The 17,268-nt window shown below is 71.6% G+C and carries 17 protein-coding genes; 14 read left to right on the top strand and 3 right to left on the bottom strand.

From position 1 onward, the window contains the following. Positions 1–3: 3 nt before the first annotated feature. Positions 4–3,471 (bottom strand): ATP-binding protein, encoded by a 3,468-nt coding sequence (locus tag ACQP26_RS21990; RefSeq protein WP_433496180.1) that lies wholly within the window; start codon positions 3,469–3,471, stop codon positions 4–6. 139 nt (positions 3,472–3,610) lie between these two features. Between ACQP26_RS21990 and ACQP26_RS21985 the strand changes: the two genes are divergently transcribed. Then, positions 3,611–3,853: a hypothetical protein gene (locus ACQP26_RS21985; protein ID WP_269704850.1), complete on the top strand. Its 243-nt coding sequence runs from the start codon at positions 3,611–3,613 to the stop codon at positions 3,851–3,853. A 78-nt stretch (positions 3,854–3,931) separates the two neighbouring features. Here ACQP26_RS21985 and ACQP26_RS21980 read toward each other — a convergent pair whose 3' ends face one another. Then, positions 3,932–4,624 (bottom strand): Crp/Fnr family transcriptional regulator, encoded by a 693-nt coding sequence (locus ACQP26_RS21980; RefSeq protein ID WP_013287664.1) that lies wholly within the window; start codon positions 4,622–4,624, stop codon positions 3,932–3,934. A gap of 246 nt (positions 4,625–4,870) precedes the next feature. Here ACQP26_RS21980 and ACQP26_RS21975 point away from each other — a divergent pair, with 246 nt between their 5' ends. From ACQP26_RS21975 to proC, 4 genes are all read left to right on the top strand, one after another. Beyond that, positions 4,871–5,374: a polyadenylate-specific 3'-exoribonuclease AS gene (locus ACQP26_RS21975; protein ID WP_013287663.1), complete on the top strand. Its 504-nt coding sequence runs from the start codon at positions 4,871–4,873 to the stop codon at positions 5,372–5,374. A 58-nt stretch (positions 5,375–5,432) separates the two neighbouring features. Further along, positions 5,433–5,936 (top strand): pyridoxamine 5'-phosphate oxidase family protein, encoded by a 504-nt coding sequence (locus tag ACQP26_RS21970; protein WP_269704851.1) that lies wholly within the window; start codon positions 5,433–5,435, stop codon positions 5,934–5,936. Between the two features lie 178 nt (positions 5,937–6,114). Continuing rightward, entirely contained in the window at positions 6,115–7,143 is a 1,029-nt protein-coding gene (locus tag ACQP26_RS21965; RefSeq protein ID WP_269707047.1) for a 6-phosphofructokinase, read from the top strand. A gap of 80 nt (positions 7,144–7,223) precedes the next feature. After that, positions 7,224–8,042: a pyrroline-5-carboxylate reductase gene (gene proC, locus ACQP26_RS21960; RefSeq protein ID WP_269704852.1), complete on the top strand. Its 819-nt coding sequence runs from the start codon at positions 7,224–7,226 to the stop codon at positions 8,040–8,042. A 3-nt stretch (positions 8,043–8,045) separates the two neighbouring features. Here proC and ACQP26_RS21955 read toward each other — a convergent pair whose 3' ends face one another. Further along, positions 8,046–8,768 (bottom strand): YoaK family protein, encoded by a 723-nt coding sequence (locus ACQP26_RS21955; RefSeq protein WP_281577159.1) that lies wholly within the window; start codon positions 8,766–8,768, stop codon positions 8,046–8,048. A gap of 326 nt (positions 8,769–9,094) precedes the next feature. Between ACQP26_RS21955 and ACQP26_RS21950 the strand changes: the two genes are divergently transcribed. The 9 genes from ACQP26_RS21950 to ACQP26_RS21910 are packed head-to-tail and all read left to right on the top strand — an operon-like array spanning position 9,095 to position 17,233. Then, entirely contained in the window at positions 9,095–9,397 is a 303-nt protein-coding gene (locus ACQP26_RS21950; RefSeq protein ID WP_013287657.1) for an urease subunit gamma, read from the top strand. Between the two features lie 43 nt (positions 9,398–9,440). Then, positions 9,441–9,920 carry an urease subunit beta gene (locus tag ACQP26_RS21945; protein ID WP_281577160.1) on the top strand — a complete coding sequence of 160 codons (480 nt, stop codon included), beginning with the start codon at positions 9,441–9,443 and terminating at the stop codon, positions 9,918–9,920. Then, a complete protein-coding gene (locus tag ACQP26_RS21940; protein WP_281577161.1) occupies positions 9,917–11,635 on the top strand; it encodes an urease subunit alpha in 1,719 nt (572 codons plus the stop codon). The genes ACQP26_RS21945 and ACQP26_RS21940 overlap by 4 nt, the downstream gene beginning before the upstream one ends. A gap of 59 nt (positions 11,636–11,694) precedes the next feature. After that, positions 11,695–12,258 (top strand): urease accessory protein UreE, encoded by a 564-nt coding sequence (gene ureE / locus ACQP26_RS21935; protein ID WP_013475749.1) that lies wholly within the window; start codon positions 11,695–11,697, stop codon positions 12,256–12,258. An 18-nt stretch (positions 12,259–12,276) separates the two neighbouring features. After that, positions 12,277–12,954: an urease accessory protein UreF gene (locus tag ACQP26_RS21930; RefSeq protein ID WP_244933245.1), complete on the top strand. Its 678-nt coding sequence runs from the start codon at positions 12,277–12,279 to the stop codon at positions 12,952–12,954. 28 nt (positions 12,955–12,982) lie between these two features. Continuing rightward, positions 12,983–13,612, top strand: a complete 630-nt coding sequence (gene ureG, locus ACQP26_RS21925; RefSeq protein WP_013287653.1) for an urease accessory protein UreG — start codon at positions 12,983–12,985, stop codon at positions 13,610–13,612. Then, positions 13,609–14,526: an urease accessory protein UreD gene (locus ACQP26_RS21920; RefSeq protein ID WP_269704856.1), complete on the top strand. Its 918-nt coding sequence runs from the start codon at positions 13,609–13,611 to the stop codon at positions 14,524–14,526. The genes ureG and ACQP26_RS21920 overlap by 4 nt, the downstream gene beginning before the upstream one ends. Before the next feature lie 18 nt (positions 14,527–14,544). Continuing rightward, complete coding sequence (yut, locus tag ACQP26_RS21915) at positions 14,545–15,615, top strand: urea transporter (protein ID WP_433493874.1); 1,071 nt, start codon at positions 14,545–14,547, stop codon at positions 15,613–15,615. Next, complete coding sequence (locus ACQP26_RS21910) at positions 15,593–17,233, top strand: ammonium transporter (RefSeq protein WP_433493873.1); 1,641 nt, start codon at positions 15,593–15,595, stop codon at positions 17,231–17,233. Before yut ends, ACQP26_RS21910 begins: the two co-directional genes overlap by 23 nt. Positions 17,234–17,268: the final 35 nt, after the last annotated feature.

Here is a 17,268-nt window from a genome sequence, read left to right as displayed (position 1 = left end):
CCCTCAGCCCGCCCCGGCGATCCGCAGCAGCCCACCGGCGGTGTGCCGGCCGGCGAACTCGCGTACCCGGGCCAGCGTCGCCGCCGCGGCCGGCGGGTCCGCCTCGGTCAGCGGCCCGACCGCCAGCGCGGACGCGATCATCTGGTCGGTGACGTCGGTCATCTCCGCGTACCCCTCGGCGGCCTCGGTGAGCAACCGGCCCGCCCGCGCGGCGTCTCCGTCGCGCCGGGCCAGCGCCGCCTCGGCGGACCGGCCGGCCGCCCGCGCCCAGCGGGTCACCCGTGGCGACCGGGCCAGCAGGTCGCGCACCAGCACTGCGGCGTCGTCACCGAGCAGCGCGGCGACGTGGCCCACCGCGGGCACCCACTCGGCGAACGGGATCATCCGGGTCTGGCGCCAGTCCTCGTCCAGCTCGGTCAGCAGCGCGATCGCCTCGTCCCGGCGCCCCTGCACCGCGCGGCAGAGCGCGGCGTGCGCCAGCGTCGAGCGCAGCACCCGCTGGAAGCCGCTGCGCCGGGCCGCGACGAGCGCCTGGTCCACCAGGTCCTCGCCGGTCCCCGGGCCGGCCGGATCGTCGCCGAGCGCCCGGATCCAGCCGGACACGGCCACGACGTGCATGTCCCACTCGTCGGTCGGGCGCCGGGTCGACCCCTCGGCCATCCGCAGCGCCGCCGTCCAGTCCCCGCTGTAGTACGACCGGGTCCACTGGTCGCTGAAGCTCACCGTCAGGGCGTGCTCGCCGGCCAGGTCCAGCGACCGCTGCTCGTCGACCAGCCGGGCCGAACCGGCCAGGTCGCCCTCCTCCTGGAGCACCCAGGCCAGGTTGTGCACCGCCCGGCGGCGGCCGGTCAGCCGCTCCACCCGGCACTCCTCGGTCACCTCGGCCAGCTCGGCGTACGCCTCCTCGGCGCCGGCCTGGTAGCGGACCACCGCGAGCGTGATGCGCGCGTTCGCCCGGGCCTCGCGCAGCCCCAGCCGCTCGGCCAGCTCGGCGGCGGTGCGGGCGGCCGCGCACGCCGGCTCGGTCTCCGCGTCGAGCATGTGCGCCCGGGCCAGCTCCAGCAGCACCCCCACCTTGTCCTCGCTGTCCGGCAGCGTGGCGTGCAGCCCGATCGCCCGGTCCAGGCAGCGCATCAGCTCCGAGCGGTCGGCCCGGGCGAAGGCCGCCGTGGCCAGCAGCCGCCACGCCTTCGCCGCGCCGGGCCGGTCACCGACGTCGGCCAGCCGGTCGGCGAGCGCGGTGAGCAGCGCCGTGCCGCCGCCGTCCAGGAAACCGTCGCGGTCCCGGTAGAACGCCAGCTCGGCCTGGAACAGCTCGAGTGCCGGGTCCGGCCCGCACTCCACGCTCAGCGCGCGCTCCACGAGCGTGGCCGCCGTGTCCAGCGCGTGCAGGTCGTACGCCCGGCGCGCGGCCCGGTGCAGCGCGGACCGGGTCGCCGCCGCGTGCGGGGCCTGGTCCAGCCCGACCGTACGGGCGATCTCGTGCGCCGCCCACCTGTGGTTGGCCAGCACCTCGGCCAGGTCGTGCAGCCGGCCGTCGGCGAGCTGCTCCAGCCAGTCGGCGGTGCGCTGGTGCCGGACGACCCGCTCGGCGCGGGGCAGCCGCTGATAGCAGACGTCCCGGACCAGGACATGCCGGAACCGGTACTCCGCCTGGCCGGGCATGGCCGAGACGGGCAGCTCGTAGACCAGGTCGCGCCGCTGGAGGTGGTGCAGCGCGCGCTCGACCCACTCCGTCGGTCGGCCCAGCGCCAGCGCCACCGGCGCCGCCCAGAACTGCACGCCGACCACCGAGGCGGCCTGGAGCACCGCCCGGTCGGCCGGGTCGAGCAGGTCGAGCCGGTTGGCGATGACCGCCTGCACGGTACGTGGCATCCCGGCGGTGCCGACCGGGTCGACGAGCGCGAGCGCGGCGGTCCGCTCGGCCAGCCCGCCGTCGAGCAGCATCCGCGCGTACTCCTGGGCGTAGAGCGGGTTGCCGTCGGCGAACTCGATGAGCGGCGCGCGCGCCTCCTGCGGCAGCGTGGCCTGGCCGAGCAGCAGCGAGTAGAGCGTGTCGATGTCCCCGTCGTGCATCGGCGGCACCGAGATGGACATCGCCCCGCTGATCGTGCCGGTCCAGGCGGGGTGCCGCTCCCGCAGCTCCGGCCGGGCGGTGGCGACGACGAGCAGCGGCACGTTGCGGGCCGCCGCGCCGAGCTGCTCGACGAAGGACAGCATCGCCTCGTCGGCCCAGTGCATGTCCTCGAAGACGAGCACCGTGGGGCCGGTCGCCGCCAGGGTGAGCAGGAAACGCCGCCACGCCGCCTCGGTCTCGGCCGAGGTGAGCCGTTCCCCGGAGACGCCGACCAGCGGGCCCAGCGCCTCGGCCAGCCGTACCGCGTGCGGGTCGGCGAGGTGGCCCAGTCGCTCGCGCAGCCGGTCCCGGACGGTGGCCGGGTCGTCGGCGCCGGTCAGCCCGGCCCAGCTCCGGACGATGTCCGCCAGCGCCGCGTAGGTGACGTTCTCGCCGAACGGCGGGCACTGGCCGGTCAGCCAGGTGACCCGGGCGCCGGGCAGGCTGGCGGCGTGCCGGGCCAGTTCGCGCAGCAGCCGGCTCTTGCCCACCCCGGCCGGGCCGAAGACGGTGAGCAGCTGCGAGGTGCGCTCGGTGAGCGTGCGGTGCAACGCGCTGACCAGCAGGCCCCGCTCGTGGTCCCGGTCGACCATCGGGGTCAGCTCGGCGGTCTGCCCGTCGCGCCGGGGCCGCGCCCGTACGGCCAGCCAGATCCGGCTCACCGTCGAGCGGCCGCGCAGGGTCACCGGCGGCTGGTCGTCGTACTCCATCTCGCGCCGGGTGGCCGCCCAGGTGCTCTCGTCGACCACCACGCCGCCCACCGGAGCGAGCCCCTGCAAGCGGCTGGCGGTGTTCACCACGTCGCCGGTGACGAACGCCTGGCCGCCGTCGCGTGCCGCGGACAGGTCGACCAGGGCCTCGCCGGTGGCGATGCCGACCCGGAACCCGAGCGGCGGATGCGGGCCGGCCGGCTGCCGGGCCAGGCTGCGTTGCAGCTCCAGCCCGGCGCGTACGCAGCGCAGCGCGTCGTTGTCGGTGGCCACCGGCGCGCCGAACAACGCCATGACGGCGTCCCCGATGTACTTCTCCACCACGCCGCCGTACTGGTGCACCAGCCGGCGCACGGTGGCGAAGTACGCCTGTTGCAGGCCGCGGGCCTGCTCCGGGTCGGCCCGCTCGGCGTATGTCGTGAAGTCGACGATGTCGATGAAGAGCACGCTCACCTGGCGGCGGTCCTCCTGCACGGCGACTGCGTGGTCGCGCAGCGGCTGACCGCAGTTGGTGCAGAAGTTGGCGCCGGTGTCGTTGGCGTGGCCGCAGCCAGGGCAGGCAGCCGCCAGCGGGCGACCGCACCCACCGCAGAAACGGTCGTCCGGCCCGGCGGTCCGGGCGCAGTGTCCACAGGTGAGGTCGATGTCGGGCTCCGTACGCGTGAGGTCCCCAGTGTCCCGCGCGGCCGCGCAGTCGGGTACCCGACGGGTCGGCGGGACGTCACGGCTGTTCGGCCGGGTCTAGTCTCCCCTAGCAGGAAGTCCCGTCGACAGGGAGTTTGCCGTGCACGTCCGGCTGTCCGCCGCATGGACCGATCCACGGGGGACGGTGTGGGCCGTCGGCGACACGGTCGACGTGGACGCCGTAACCCTCGCCGAACTGGAGGAAAAAGGCATGGTGGAGCAGCCCGCGGGTAGTGGATCGACCGAGACCACGACCACCACGACGACCCCGCCGAAGAAGACCGACCCGTCGAAGATCGGCCCGGGCCCGAGCGCGCCCCCGGCCGACACCGACAACGACTGACCGGGCGTACGACGAACGGGCGTACGACGAACGCGGCGGGGGCCGGCGGGACGACCGCCGGCCCCCGCCGTCGTCGTGTCAGCGGTCGTTCATGCCGGCCCGGCGGCGCAGCGCGGCCACATCGGTGACCACGATGCGGCGGCCTTCGGTGCGCAGCCAGCCGCGGCTGGCGAACGAGCCGATGGCCTGGTTGACGCTCTGCCGGGAACCGCCCGCCATCTCGGCGAGCTGGCTCTGGTTCAACTCGATGGTGATCATCGGGGCTTGGCTCTCGCCGGCCAGCCGGACCAGCGTCTTGGCCACCCGGCCGGGCAGGTCGAGGAAGACGTGGTCGGCGTTCTGCTCGGTGAGCCGGCGGATCAGCTGGCCCAGGGAGCGCATCACCGCGTCCAGGATGCGCGGGTTGGAGTGCACCAGTTCCATGAACGCGGGCCGGGACAGCGCCAGCGCGGCGCAGTCCTCGATCGCCTCGGCCGACGCCGAGCGGGTGGAGGCGTCCAACAGGGACACCTCGCCGAGCACGTCCGGGGGTCGGATGACCGACAGCACCGCGCGTTCGCCGGTCGGTGCGGTGCGGAAAACCGCCACCGCGCCACGGCGCAGCACGATCAGCGACTCACCGGGGTCGTTCTCGACGAAGAGAAGCTGGCCCTTGCGGTAGGTGCGCGGTACGGCGGCGGCGATGACACGTTGCCGCACCTCCGGCTCCAGCCCGGCGAACATCTCCACACCCGTGAGCGCGTCACCCGGCTCCGGCAGGCGAGACTCCACGGCTCAACCCCTCCCCGGTCAGAAGTCACGACTCGCACACCGGGTGAAGCTGTCATTCCCGGTACGAGGCAGCTCAACCGGTTCGGCGCCCGACGGCGGTACACATCAGATCATGACGCTCTCGTCGCGTGCTGTACACCCCCGGAAACACTTCCGTGACCATGCCCGGCCGCCGCCGGCACGCCGCCGACCTCGGCGGACGCCCCGACGACCGGCCCGTGCCGGTGATGGGCGAGGATGGGGGTGATGGTCTACCGCTATTTCTACGACTGCGAATTCATCGAGGACGGCCGCATCGTCGACCTGGTGTCGATCGGCGTCGTCGACGAGTACGGCCGCGAGTTCTACGCGGTCTCCACCGAGTTCGACGACTCCCGGGCGGTGCCCTGGGTGCGGCGCAACGTGCTGGACAAGCTCCCGTCGCCTGCTGACCGGGCGTGGCGCTCCCGCGCGCGCATCCGCGACGACCTGCACGAGTTCCTGCTGGAGCCGGTACGGGACCGGCCGGGCGAGCAGTTGGAGCTGTGGGCCTGGTACGCCGCCTACGACCACGTCGTGCTGGCCCAGCTCTGGGGCGCGATGCCGGCGCTGCCCCGGGAGATCCCTCGCTTCACCAAGGAGCTGCGCCAGCTCTGGGACGACCGGGGGCGCCCCCGGCTGCCGGACGCCGAGGCCGACCGGCACGACGCGCTCGTCGACGCGCGGCACAACCTGGCGCGGTGGCGGGCGATGACCGCGCGGGAGGTTTGACCGGTTCCGCCCAGGGCACCGGAGCGGCATCTACGCCGATCCGAGACAGGAGTGCCCCATGAGCCATGAGCCGACAAACGCCGCGGATGCCCGCCGCCGGGTCACCGAGCTGATCCGGGACGCCCGGATCTGCCTGCTCACCACGACCGGCGTGGACGGCCGTCTGATCAGCCGCCCGATGGGTTTGCAGGAGGCCGATTTCGACGGCGACCTGTGGTTCTTCGCGTACGCCGACTCGGCGAAGGTCCGGCAGATCCGGGTGAATCCGCAGGTCAATGTCGGTTTCTCCGACCAGCGCCACCACGCCTGGGTGTCGGTCGCCGGCACCGCCACCGAGGAGTGGGATCCCGAGCGGGCGAAGGAGCTGTGGAACCCGCTGCTGAAGGCGTGGTTCCCGGACGGGCTGGACACGCCCGGGATCACGTTGATCAAGGTGCACGCCGGGTCGGCGGAGTACTGGGACTCGCCCGGCAGCACCGTGGTCAACCTGCTCGGCTTCGCCAAGGCGGCGGTGACCGGCAAGCCGCCGAAGGCGGGGGAGAACCACGAGGTCGACTACTGACGGGTAGCCCGTCCGCCGTCCGGAACGGCCCGGGGTGCGGTGTCGGCGTACACCTGCGCCGACTACAGTGCGCAGTGACGGCCCGCCCCGGGCCGGCAACGGCGCCGATGGTCTGATCTGACACATATCCTGGGGCTTATCCGGGCTTCACCTGATGCTCCAGGAGGATGAGCAGATCATGCGTATCGGAGTGCTCACCGGCGGCGGCGACTGCCCAGGTCTCAACGCGGTGATTCGGGCGGTGGTCCGCAAGGGCGTCGCCACCTACGGTCACGAGTTCGTGGGCTTCCGGGACGGCTGGAAGGGCCCGCTGGAGGGTCTGACCAAGCCCCTGGGCATCCCCGAGGTGCGCGGCATCCTGCCCCGCGGCGGCACCATCCTCGGCTCGTCCCGCACCAACCCGTTCAAGATCGAGAACGGCGTGGAGCGGATCAAGGACAACCTCGCCGCCCAGGGCGTGGACGCCCTGATCGCGATCGGCGGCGAGGACACGCTCGGCGTCGCGACCAAGCTGCACGAGCTGGGCGTCAACGTCATCGGCGTGCCGAAGACGATCGACAACGACCTCGGTGCGACGGACTACACGTTCGGCTTCGACACCGCAGTCAACATCGCCATGGAGGCGATCGACCGGCTGCACACCACCGCGGAGAGCCACCACCGCACGCTCGTGGTCGAGGTCATGGGCCGCCACGCCGGCTGGATCGCCCTGCACGCCGGCCTCGCCGGTGGCGCCAACGTGATCCTGCTGCCGGAGCGGCAGTTCGACGTCGAGCAGGTCGCCGGCTACGTCGAGAAGCGCTTCCAGCACCAGTACGCCCCGATCGTCGTGGTCGCCGAGGGCGCCCAGCCGCTGGACGGCCAGATGGTGCTGCACAACCAGGAGCTGGACGCGTTCGGTCACGTCCGTCTCGGCGGCATCGGCCAGTGGCTGGCCGAGCAGCTGGAGGCGAAGACCGGCAAGGAGGCCCGCACCGTGGTGCTCGGCCACATCCAGCGCGGCGGCACCCCGACCGCTTTCGACCGGGTGCTGGCCACGCGGCTCGGCCTCCACGCGATCGACGCCGCGAACGAGGGCGACTGGGGCAAGATGGTCGCGATGCAGAGCACGGACATCGTCCGTGTCCCGCTCGCCGACGCCACCCGCGAGCTGAAGACCGTGCCGCTGGAGCGGTACGCCGAGGCCGAAGTCTTCTTCGGCAGCTGATCGACGGCCTACGGGCGTGGCGGGCCGGCGACCCGGCCCGCCACGCCCGTGCCCACGTGACCCGGGAAGGGGTACGGCTGATGGCACGCCAGGTGCACACGGTCGCGGTGATCGGCGCCGGCAAGATCGGTGAGCTGATGCTTTCCGGGCTGCTGCGTTCCGGCTGGCCGGTGGAGCGGCTGCTCGCCACCGCGCGTCGGCCCGCCCGGGCAAAGGAACTGGCCGACCGCTACGGCGTACGGGTGGTGGACAACCTGACCGCCGTGACCGAGGCCGAGGTGCTGGCCGTGTCGGTCAAGCCGCAGGACGCCGCCGCGCTGCTGGACGAGATCGGCCCGAAGGTGCCGGCCGACAAGCTGGTCATCTCGCTCTGCGCCGGCCTGCCGACCGCGTTCTTCAACCGCCGGCTGCCAGAGGGCACCCCCGTGGTCCGGGTGATGACCAACACCCCGGCGCTCGTCGACCAGGCGATGAGCGCCATCTCGGCGGGCGCGCACGCCACCGGCGAGCACCTGGCTCTGGCCGAGGAGATGTTCTCCCCGCTCGGCTCGACGGTGCGGGTGCCCGAGTCGCAGCAGGACGCGGTCACCGCGCTCTCCGGCTCCGGCCCGGCCTACTTCTACCTGCTGGTCGAGGCGATGATCGACGCGGGCATCCTGCTCGGCCTGCCGCGCCAGGTGGCGCACGAGCTGATCGTGCAGACCGCGATCGGCTCGGCGGTGATGTTGCGTGACTCCGGCGAGCACCCGGTGAAGCTGCGTGAGGCGGTCACCTCGCCGGCCGGCACCACCATCTCCGCGATCCGCGAGCTGGAGAACCACGGCGTACGGGCGGCCATGCTGGCGGCGCTGGAGGCGGCCCGGGACCGGGCGCGGGAACTCGCCGCTCAGGCCGACTGACGTTCAGCCGGGCCGCGACGCCGGTCGCGGGTGCCGCCGCAGCAGCAGGATGAGCACGGCCAGGGCGAGCGTCCCCCACAGCGGCACCCAGCGGGGCCGTTGCTGGGCGAGCGTGCCGACCGCGCCGCCGACGCTGTAGCTGACCAGGGCGAGCAGCCCGAGCAGGGTGCCCCGCCGGGCCCGGCCCCGGCCGGCGGTGGGGCCGAACAGCCAGCGGGCGGCCCGCTCACCGGTCTTCGTCGTGGTGTCCGACTGGTAGGTGATCGGCGTCGCGATCCCCGCGGTACGGGTCGCCAGTGTGGTCAGGCTGCCCATGGCGACCGCGCCGGCCGCGGCGAGCAGCACCCGCGACGCCGTGCCGTCCCGGCCGTACGCGAGCACCAGGTTGAGCACCGTCCAGGCGACCATGGCGGCCTCGGTGACGGCGATGTCGACAAGTGGCGCCACGGTCGGCCGGGTGCGACCGCGGAGCAGGGCGACCAGTCCGGCGGCGGTGGCGAACGCGACGATCGAGGCGGCGGAGACCGGCCATGTGGCGTGCCCGCCGGCCGGTCCCATGCCGAGGAAGATGGCGTTGCCGGACTGGTTGGCGACGAACGCGCCGTAGCGCAGGAACGCGAAGGCGTCCAGCGCGCCGGCGGTGACGACGGCGAGCACGAGTGCCGCGAGCGGGTGGCGGAACTCGCGGTAGGAGTCCGCGGAGCCGTACGGCGCCGAGCGGTTCACCCTTCCCCCGTCCGTTCGCAGGAGCAGCCCCGGCGGCGTCCGGGCGTTCCGCTGTCGCACCGCTGCGGCGAACCTACCATATGTCGCTTATGCAGGGCTTTCGACCCTTTTGATGGGAGCCTGCCCGGCCGTGAGGCGAGCCGGCGGGAACTGCGGTCCCCGCAGTGGCGCCGTCCGCTCGAGCAGATCCAGCAGATGTGGGTCGCCGACTACGACCGGCGCAGGCGGGCGCACGCGGATTCATGAGATCTTGCTGAAAACCTCCTTTCCCTGCAAACCACCCCTAATGTGACGGAATAGCCGAAAGTACGTGAAGGGATCGCGACGTGCATCTCACGCCGAAGGAATTCGACAAGCTGACGATTCACTCGCTGGCGATGGTCGCCAACGCCCGCAAGGCGCGTGGGGTCAAGCTCAACCACCCCGAGGCGGTGGCGGTGATCTGCGCGGCGGCGCTCGAGGGCGCGCGCGAGGGCAAGACCGTCGAGGAGGTCATGAACGACGCGAGCCACGTGCTCACGGCCGACGACGTGATCCCCGGTGTGGCGGACATGATCCCGATGCTCCAGGTCGAAGCGGTTTTCACCGACGGGTCACGGCTGATCACCGTCCACTCACCCATCCAGTAGAGCAGCGACCGGAGGCCACGGTCTCCGGCAGAGCGGGGGCGACATGGCGAAGCAACACCCGGGACCGAACTCCAAGCACCTTCGGCCCATCGGCGGCTACAAGCTCAGCGACCAACCCCTGGAACTCAACGCCGGGCGGCCGGTGACCGAGGTGGTCGTGCACAACACCGGCGACCGGCCCATCCAGGTCGGCTCCCACTTCCACTTCTTCGAGGCCAACCGCTTCCTGGAGTTCGACCGTCCGGCGGCGTTCGGGAAGCGGCTGAACATCCCGGCCACGACCTCGATCCGTTTCGAGCCCGGCGACCGCAAGACCGTCCAGCTCGTCCCGTACGGCGGCTCCCAGCGGGTGTACGGCTTCAACGGCCTGGTCCAGGGCTGGACCGGCGACGGGCCGATCCCCGGCTACCGGCCGGACCGGGCCGAGGCGCTCCACCAGGCCCAGACGCGCGGCTTCAAGACCACCTCGCAGCAGCAGGACCAGGGCAAGGGCCAGGACCAAGGCAAGGGCCAGAACGCATGAGTCAGATCTCACGGCAGGAATACGCCGGAATGTACGGCCCGACCACGGGCGACCAGATCCGGCTGGGTGACACCGACCTCTACATCGAGATCGAGAAGGACCTGCGGGTCCTCGGTGACGAGGTCATGTACGGCGGCGGCAAGACCCTGCGCGACGGCATGGGCAGTGCCAGCCAGGCCACCAGTGCCGAGGGCGTGGTGGATCTGGTGATCACCAACGTGACAATCGTCGACGCGCTGCTCGGCGTGGTCAAGGCGGACGTCGGGATCAAGGACGGAAAGATCGCCGGGATCGGCAAGGCCGGCAACCCCAACATCATGGACGGGGTGACCCCGGGCCTGGTGACCGGGCCGGGCACCGACGCGATCTCCGGTGAGCACCTGATCCTGACCGCCGGCGGCATCGACGCGCACGTCCACCTGGTCACCCCGCAGCAGGTGTGGGCCGCGCTGAGCAACGGCGTCACCACCCTCTGGGGCGGCGGCACCGGGCCCACCGACAGCACCAACGGCGTCACCATCACGCCCGGCCCGTGGAACATCCAGAACATGATGCGGTCCTTCGAGGACCTGCCGATCAACATCGGCCTGCTGGGCAAGGGCAACAGCAGCGGCCGGGCGCCGCTCGTCGAGCAGATCATGGCCGGGGTGCCCAGCTTCAAGATCCACGAGGACTGGGGTGCGCCGCCCGCGGTGATCCGGTCCTGCCTGGCCGTCGCCGACGAGTACGACGTCCAGATCAGCATCCACACCGACACGCTCAACGAGAGCGGCTACATCGAGGACAGCATCGCCGCCTTCGAGGGCCGCACCATCCACACCTTCCACACCGAGGGCGCCGGTGGCGGGCACGCGCCGGACATCATCAAGGTCGCCGGCCAGATGAACGTCCTGCCCGCGTCGACCACGCCCACCGTGCCGTACGGCATCAACAGCCAGTCCGAGCTGTACGACATGATCATGGTCTGCCACAACTTCAACCCGAAGGTGCCCTCGGACGTCGCCTTCGTGGAGAGCCGGATCCGCACCGAGACGATCGCCGCCGAGGACGTGCTCCTCGACGAGGGCGTCATCTCGATGATGCAGAGCGACTCGCAGGCCATGGGCCGGGTGGGGGAGACCTGGCTGCGCACCGTCCAGCTCGCCGGGCAGATGAAGAACGTCCGCGGCAAGCTGGCCGAGGACTCCGACGCCAACGACAACTTCCGCGTCCTGCGCTACGTCGCCAAGATGACCATCAACCCGGCGATCACCCAGGGCGTCTCGCACGTCATCGGCTCGGTCAGCCCCGGCAAGCTCGCCGACCTGGTGCTCTGGGAGCCCGCGTTCTTCGGCACGAAGCCGAAGATGGTCCTCAAGGGCGGCATGATCGCCTGGTCGATCATGGGTGACCCGAACGCGTCGCTGCCCACCCCGCAGCCGGTCTACTACCGGCCCATGTTCGGCGCCACCGGTTCGCAGGTCGCCAAGAACTGCGTGACGTTCGTGTCCCGCGCCGCGCACGAGTCGGGCGTGGCCGAGCAGTTGGGCCTGCAACGGCAGGTCGTGCCGGTCTACGGCTGCCGCAACCTGACCAAGCGCGACATGGTGCGCAACGACCGTACGCCGAAGCTCGAGGTCGACCCGGAGACCTTCGCCGTGAAGATGGACGGCGTGCACGCGACAGTGCCGGCGGCCAAGAACCTCCCCCTCAGCCAGCTCTACTTCTTCAGCTGACCCGGCGCGGCGACCGCTCCCGGCCGGGCCGGCGGCGGGGTCGCGTGAAAGGAGAACACATGCTCGTCGAAACGGTACTCGGCAACGTGAACGAGCCGGCCTGGACCGAGCGGCTCCGCGAGGCAAAGGTCGACGACCTGGTCCTCGACCAGTGGGACGCCCAGAAGAGCCGGCTGCGCCGGACCACCAGTCTCGGCACCGAACTGGCGCTGTCCCTGGCCCGCGGCGTACGGCTGCGCGACGGTGACGTGCTCGCCTGGGACGACGCCACCGCGACCGCTGTGGTGGCCCGCATCGCGCTCGGCGAGGTCATGGTGGTGCACCTCGACACGCTGCACGGCGAGTCGCTGGACATGGTGATCCGCTCCGCCGTCGAACTGGGCCACGCGATCGGCAACCAGCACTGGCCGGCGGTGGTGAAGGGCACCAAGATGTACGTCCCGCTCACTGTGGACCGCAAGGTCATGGACTCGGTGATGCGCACCCACGCGTTCACCGGTCTCACCCACGAGTTCATTCCCGGCACCGAGATCATCGCGTACCTGGCCCCGCACGAGTCGCGGCGCCTGTTCGGCGGGGCCGACTCGACCCCGCACACGCACCTGCCCGCCGACCTGAACTGAGGGGCCGCGGTGTCCACGGTGACCGAGGCCCTGAAGCTGCTCCAGTTCGGCGACTCGGTCTTCCCGGTCGGCGCGTTCTCCTTCTCCAACGGGCTGGAGACGGCGGTCGAGCAGGGCGCGGTGCACGACCGGGCCACGTTGCAGGAGTTCGTGCGGACGGTCACCCGCGCCGCCGCCACCGGTGACGGGGTGGCGCTGCTCGTGGCGCACCGCGCCGCCCGTGCCGGTGACCTCGACCGGATCCGGGCGGCCGACGAGGCCGTACACCTGCGCAAGATCAACGAGGAGACGCGGACGATGACCGTCCGCATGGGGCGCAAGCTGGCCGAGGCCGCCGAACGGGTGGTGGGGGAGTCCCTGCTGCGCAAGCGCGTCGCGGAGAGCGGCGCCGGCGTCCCGGTCACCTACCCGGTCGCGCTCGGCGTGCTCTTCGCCGAACTCGGCGTGGGCGAGGCGGACGCGTTCGCCGCCCACCAGTACGGCGCGGCCTCCATGGTGCTCGGCGCGGCGGTCCGGCTGATGCGGGTGGACCACCTCGACACCCAGTCGATCCTCTTCGCGGTCAACGAGCGGGTCGGCGAGGACTACGAGGAGGTGCGCACCGCCGGGCTCGACGACATGCAGAGCTTCGCGCCGCACCTCGACGTGCTGGCCGGCGCGCACCAGCACGCACACGTACGGATGTTCATGAGCTGACCGCTCATCACCTGAAGGGCTTTCAACAATGAAATCAGCGAGTCGGATCGGTGTGGGCGGCCCGGTGGGCAGCGGCAAGACGGCGATCATCGAGGCCGTCGTGCCCCGCCTGGTCGAGCAGGGCCTGCGCATCCTGGTCATCACCAACGACGTGGTCACCACCGAGGACGCCAAGCACGTCCGCCGCGCGCTGACCGGCGTGCTGGTGGAGGAACGCATCGTCGGCGTGGAGACCGGCGCCTGCCCGCACACCGCCGTTCGTGAGGACCCGAGCATGAACCTCGCCGCGGTGGAGGACATGGAGGCGCGGTTCCCGGACAGCGACGTCGTGCTCATCGAGAGCGGCGGGGACAACCTCACGCTCACGTTCAGCCCCGCGCTCGTCGACTACTTCATCTACGTGATCGACGTGGCGGCCGGCGACAAGATCCCGCGCAAGAACGGCCCGGGTATCTCCAAGTCCGACATCCTCGTGATCAACAAGACGGACCTGGCCCCGTACGTCGACGCCGACCTGGACGTGATGGCCCGCGACGCCGAGCTGATGCGCGGCGGCAAGCCGTTCGTGTTCACCAACTGCAAGACCGGCGAGGGCATCGACGACCTGGTGGACCTGGTCCGTCGCAACGCGCTGTTCGACGCCGAAGTGCTGGCATGACCACTCTGGACTCCGTCCGGGAACTCGCGCCGTACCAGGACCAGCCGGCGCAGCTGCCGGCCGCCGCGAACGGCAAGGTGGGCATCCTCCGGCTGGGGTTCGAGCGGCGCGCGGACCGGACCATCCTGCGCGACGTCTTCCGGCAGTCGCCGCTGCTGGTGCAGCGTGCGCTGTACTGGGACGAGGAAATGCCGGGCCTGCCCTGCGTCATGATCCTCACCACCTCCGGCGGCGTGCTCCAGGGCGACCGGCTACGGATGGACGTCGACCTGGGCCCGGGCGCACAGGCGCACCTGGTCACCCAGGCCGCCACCAAGATCCAGGAGATGGACGCCAACTACGGCACCCAGACCCAGAGCTTCACCCTGGCCGACGACGCCTACCTGGAGTTCCTGCCCGAGCCGGTGATCCCGTTCCGGCGCAGCCGGTTCGTCTCCGACACCGTGGTCCGGCTGCCGGAGACCGCGACGATGCTGTACGCCGAGGTGCTCCAGCCCGGCCGCAAGTACTACCGCGACGGCGAGATCTTCGCGTACGACCTGTTCTCCACCACGCTGCGGGCCCAGCGGCCGGACGGACGCCCGCTGTTCGTGGAGAAGTTCGTCATCACGCCCGGCCGCTTCCCGGTGACGCGCATCGGGATGATGGACCGCTTCCACGTCTTCGGCAACGTCGTGCTGCTCACCGACCCGGACCGGGCGGCCCGGGTGTTCGAGCGGACCGCGACACCGGTGTGGGACGAGCAGACACCGCTGGCCACCGCGGTGAGCCGGCTGCCCAACGACGCCGGACTGGTGTTCAAGGTGCTGGGCCAGGAGACCGAACCGGTCCGCGCAGCGGTACGCGAGTTCTGCGTCGCCGCCCGCGAAGAGGTGACCGGCTGCACCTTCCCGCCGGTCTTCAGCTGGCGTTGAGGCGAGGAGAACAGCGACATGGCCGACATCGGACGTGGCTGGCGCCACCTGGCCGACCGGAACCCGGCGGCCGGGTTCGTCGACGCGAGCCTGCGCGGCGCCGCGCAGGTGGTGCTCCAGAACAATCCGCTCAGCGGCCTGCTCATCCTGATCGCGCTGGCCTGGGGCGCGTTCGAGAACGGGACGCCCCGGGTGTTCGGCGGCGGCGTGCTCGCCCTGGTCGTGGGCACCGCCACCGCGCTGGCGCTGCGGGTCGACATGTCCAGCTGGCGCAAGGGCCTGTTCGGCTTCAGCCCGCTGCTGACCGGGCTCGCGGTGCCCACGTTCCTCGACCAGCGCCCGCTGATGTGGCTCTACCTCGTGCTCGGCGCGATCGGCACGGTGGTGGTCACGCTCGCCCTCAACGCCGTGTTCAAACGCTGGAACCTGACCGCCTACACGTTCCCGTTCGTGCTCACGACCTGGTTCCTGCTGATGGCGGCGTACCAGTTCGACAGGTTCACCGTGCTCACCAAGCTGACGCCGAAGTTCCCCGGTGAGGGATCGTCGGCCGGCGGCACGTTCGACTGGGGCCTCGTCCCGACGTTCTTCAAGGGCGTGTCCCAGGTCTACCTGATCGAGAGCTGGGTGACCGGCCTGCTCATCCTCGTCGCCCTCCTGATCAACTCCCGGTGGTCGGCGCTGTTCGCGGTGATCGGCGCCGTCGGCGCGACACTGCTGGCGCTCTGGTTCGGCGCCGACGGCGCGTCCCTGGACAAGGGGCTGTTCGCCTTCAACGCGGTCCTGACCGCGATCGTGGTGGGCGCTGTCGCGCACCGCCCCGGCGCGCTGGTGGCCGTCTACACGCTGTTCGGCATCGCGCTGACGCTGGTCGTGCAGATGGCGCTGACCACGATGCTCACGCCGCTGGGCATCCCGGTGCTGACCGGTCCGTTCAACATCGCCACCTGGCTGTTGCTGCTGCCGGACCGGCACTTCGCGCCGCTGCCCAACCACGAACGGGTCAGGGACAGCGTCCTGCACACCGTGCGCGACTCCGTCCACCTGCGAGAGAAGGAGGGAAACCGTGTCCGCTCCGAACGCGGGTGACACCGCCTGGGTGCTTGTCTGCGCCGGGCTGGTCCTGTTCATGACGCCGGGGCTCGCCGCGTTCTACGGCGGCATGGTCCGTACCCGCAACGTGCTGGCGATGCTGCAACAGAACATGATCGCGCTGGGCGTGGTCAGCCTGACCTGGGTGCTCGTCGGCTACACCATCGCCTTCGGCGACGACGCCGGCAGCGGGCTGTTCGGCAACCTGGAGCTGTTCGGGCTCACCGACCTGAAGGTGCCGCCCGCGCCGAACCTGCACGTGGTCGACGGCCGGATCACCATCCCGACGCTGGCGTTCGTACTGTTCCAGATGATGTTCGCGGTGATCACGCCCGCGCTCGTCACCGGCGCCACCGCGGGTCGGCTCAAGTTCGGTGGCTGGGTGCTGTTCCTCGCGGTCTGGTCGATTGTGGTCTACGCGCCGATCGCGCACTGGCTCTGGCACCCCGGCGGATGGCTCGCCAAGTTCGGCACCCAGGACTGGGCCGGCGGTCTCGTCGTGCACGCCAGCGCCGGCGCCGCCGTCCTCGCCGTCCTGCTCGTCATCGGCCGCCGCCGGGACTGGCCGCACACCGCCGCGCCACCGAACTCGATTCCGCTGACCATCGTCGGCGCCGGCATCCTCTGGTTCGGCTGGTTCGGCTTCAACGGCGGCGACGGCCTCCAGGCCAACGGCCTGGCCGCGCAGGCCGTCCTCAACACGCACCTGGCCGCCGCCGCGGCGATGCTCGTCTGGCTGGCGCTGGAACGCGTCACGGACGGACACAGCACCGTCGTGGGCGCGGTCTCCGGCGCGGTCGCGGGCCTGGCCACCGTCACCCCGACCGCCGGGTACGTCAACGCGGCCTCGGCCGTCGCAATCGGCGCGCTGGCCGGCCTGGTCTGCCACTTCGCGCTGAAGCTGAAGTACCTGCTGCGCCTCGACGACGCGCTCGACGTGCTTGCCGTGCACTTCGTCGGCGGCATGCTCGGCACGCTCCTGCTCGGCCTGTTCGGCAACCGCGGGGTCAACCCGCTCGGCGCCGACGGGCTGTTCCTCGGCGGCGGAGGTGGCCTGCTGTGGCGCCAGCTCGTCGGCGTGGTGAGCGTGGTCGCGTTCTCCTTCGTCCTGACCTGGCTGATCGCCGCCGGGGTGCAGGCGCTCATCGGCCTGCGCGTACCGCCGGCCGACCAGGAACGCCTGGACCAGGCGCAGCAGGGCGCCGACGCGTACCACCTGGGCGGCGTCACCAGCCTGACCGCGCCCGGCGCACCCCGGCGTCGTACCGCGCCGGCGCCGGCCGGCGAACCCTCCGTGCCGCAGGGCCAGCGGGTACGGGTGGTCACCGCGCTGCTGGAACCGGACCCGGCGGCGAACAGCGCCGACCTGCGCGACGCGCTGCTGCGCGCCGGCGCGATCTCGGTCATCGTGAGTGACGCCGCCGTGGCGACCACGACACCGCAGACCAGCCTGCTGCCCCGCGGCTACTGGCAGGACCAGCCCCTCGCCGCCCGGCTGCGCGTCACCGTGCTGGTGGGCGCGGACGGGGTGGGGGCGGTGCTGGACGAGTTGGACCGGATGGGCGCGCGCCGGGCCGACACGTTCGTGCAGGAGGCGGAACGCGTCCAGTCCTGACAGTCGGCGGCGAAAACCGCTGTCCGGTTGTCGGG

The sequence above is a fragment of the Micromonospora sp. CA-248089 genome (assembly GCF_050948515.1).
GTDB lineage: Bacteria > Actinomycetota > Actinomycetes > Mycobacteriales > Micromonosporaceae > Micromonospora.
Note: the sequence above shows the minus strand (reverse complement) of the source record. Positions and strands in the feature narration are given on the sequence as shown.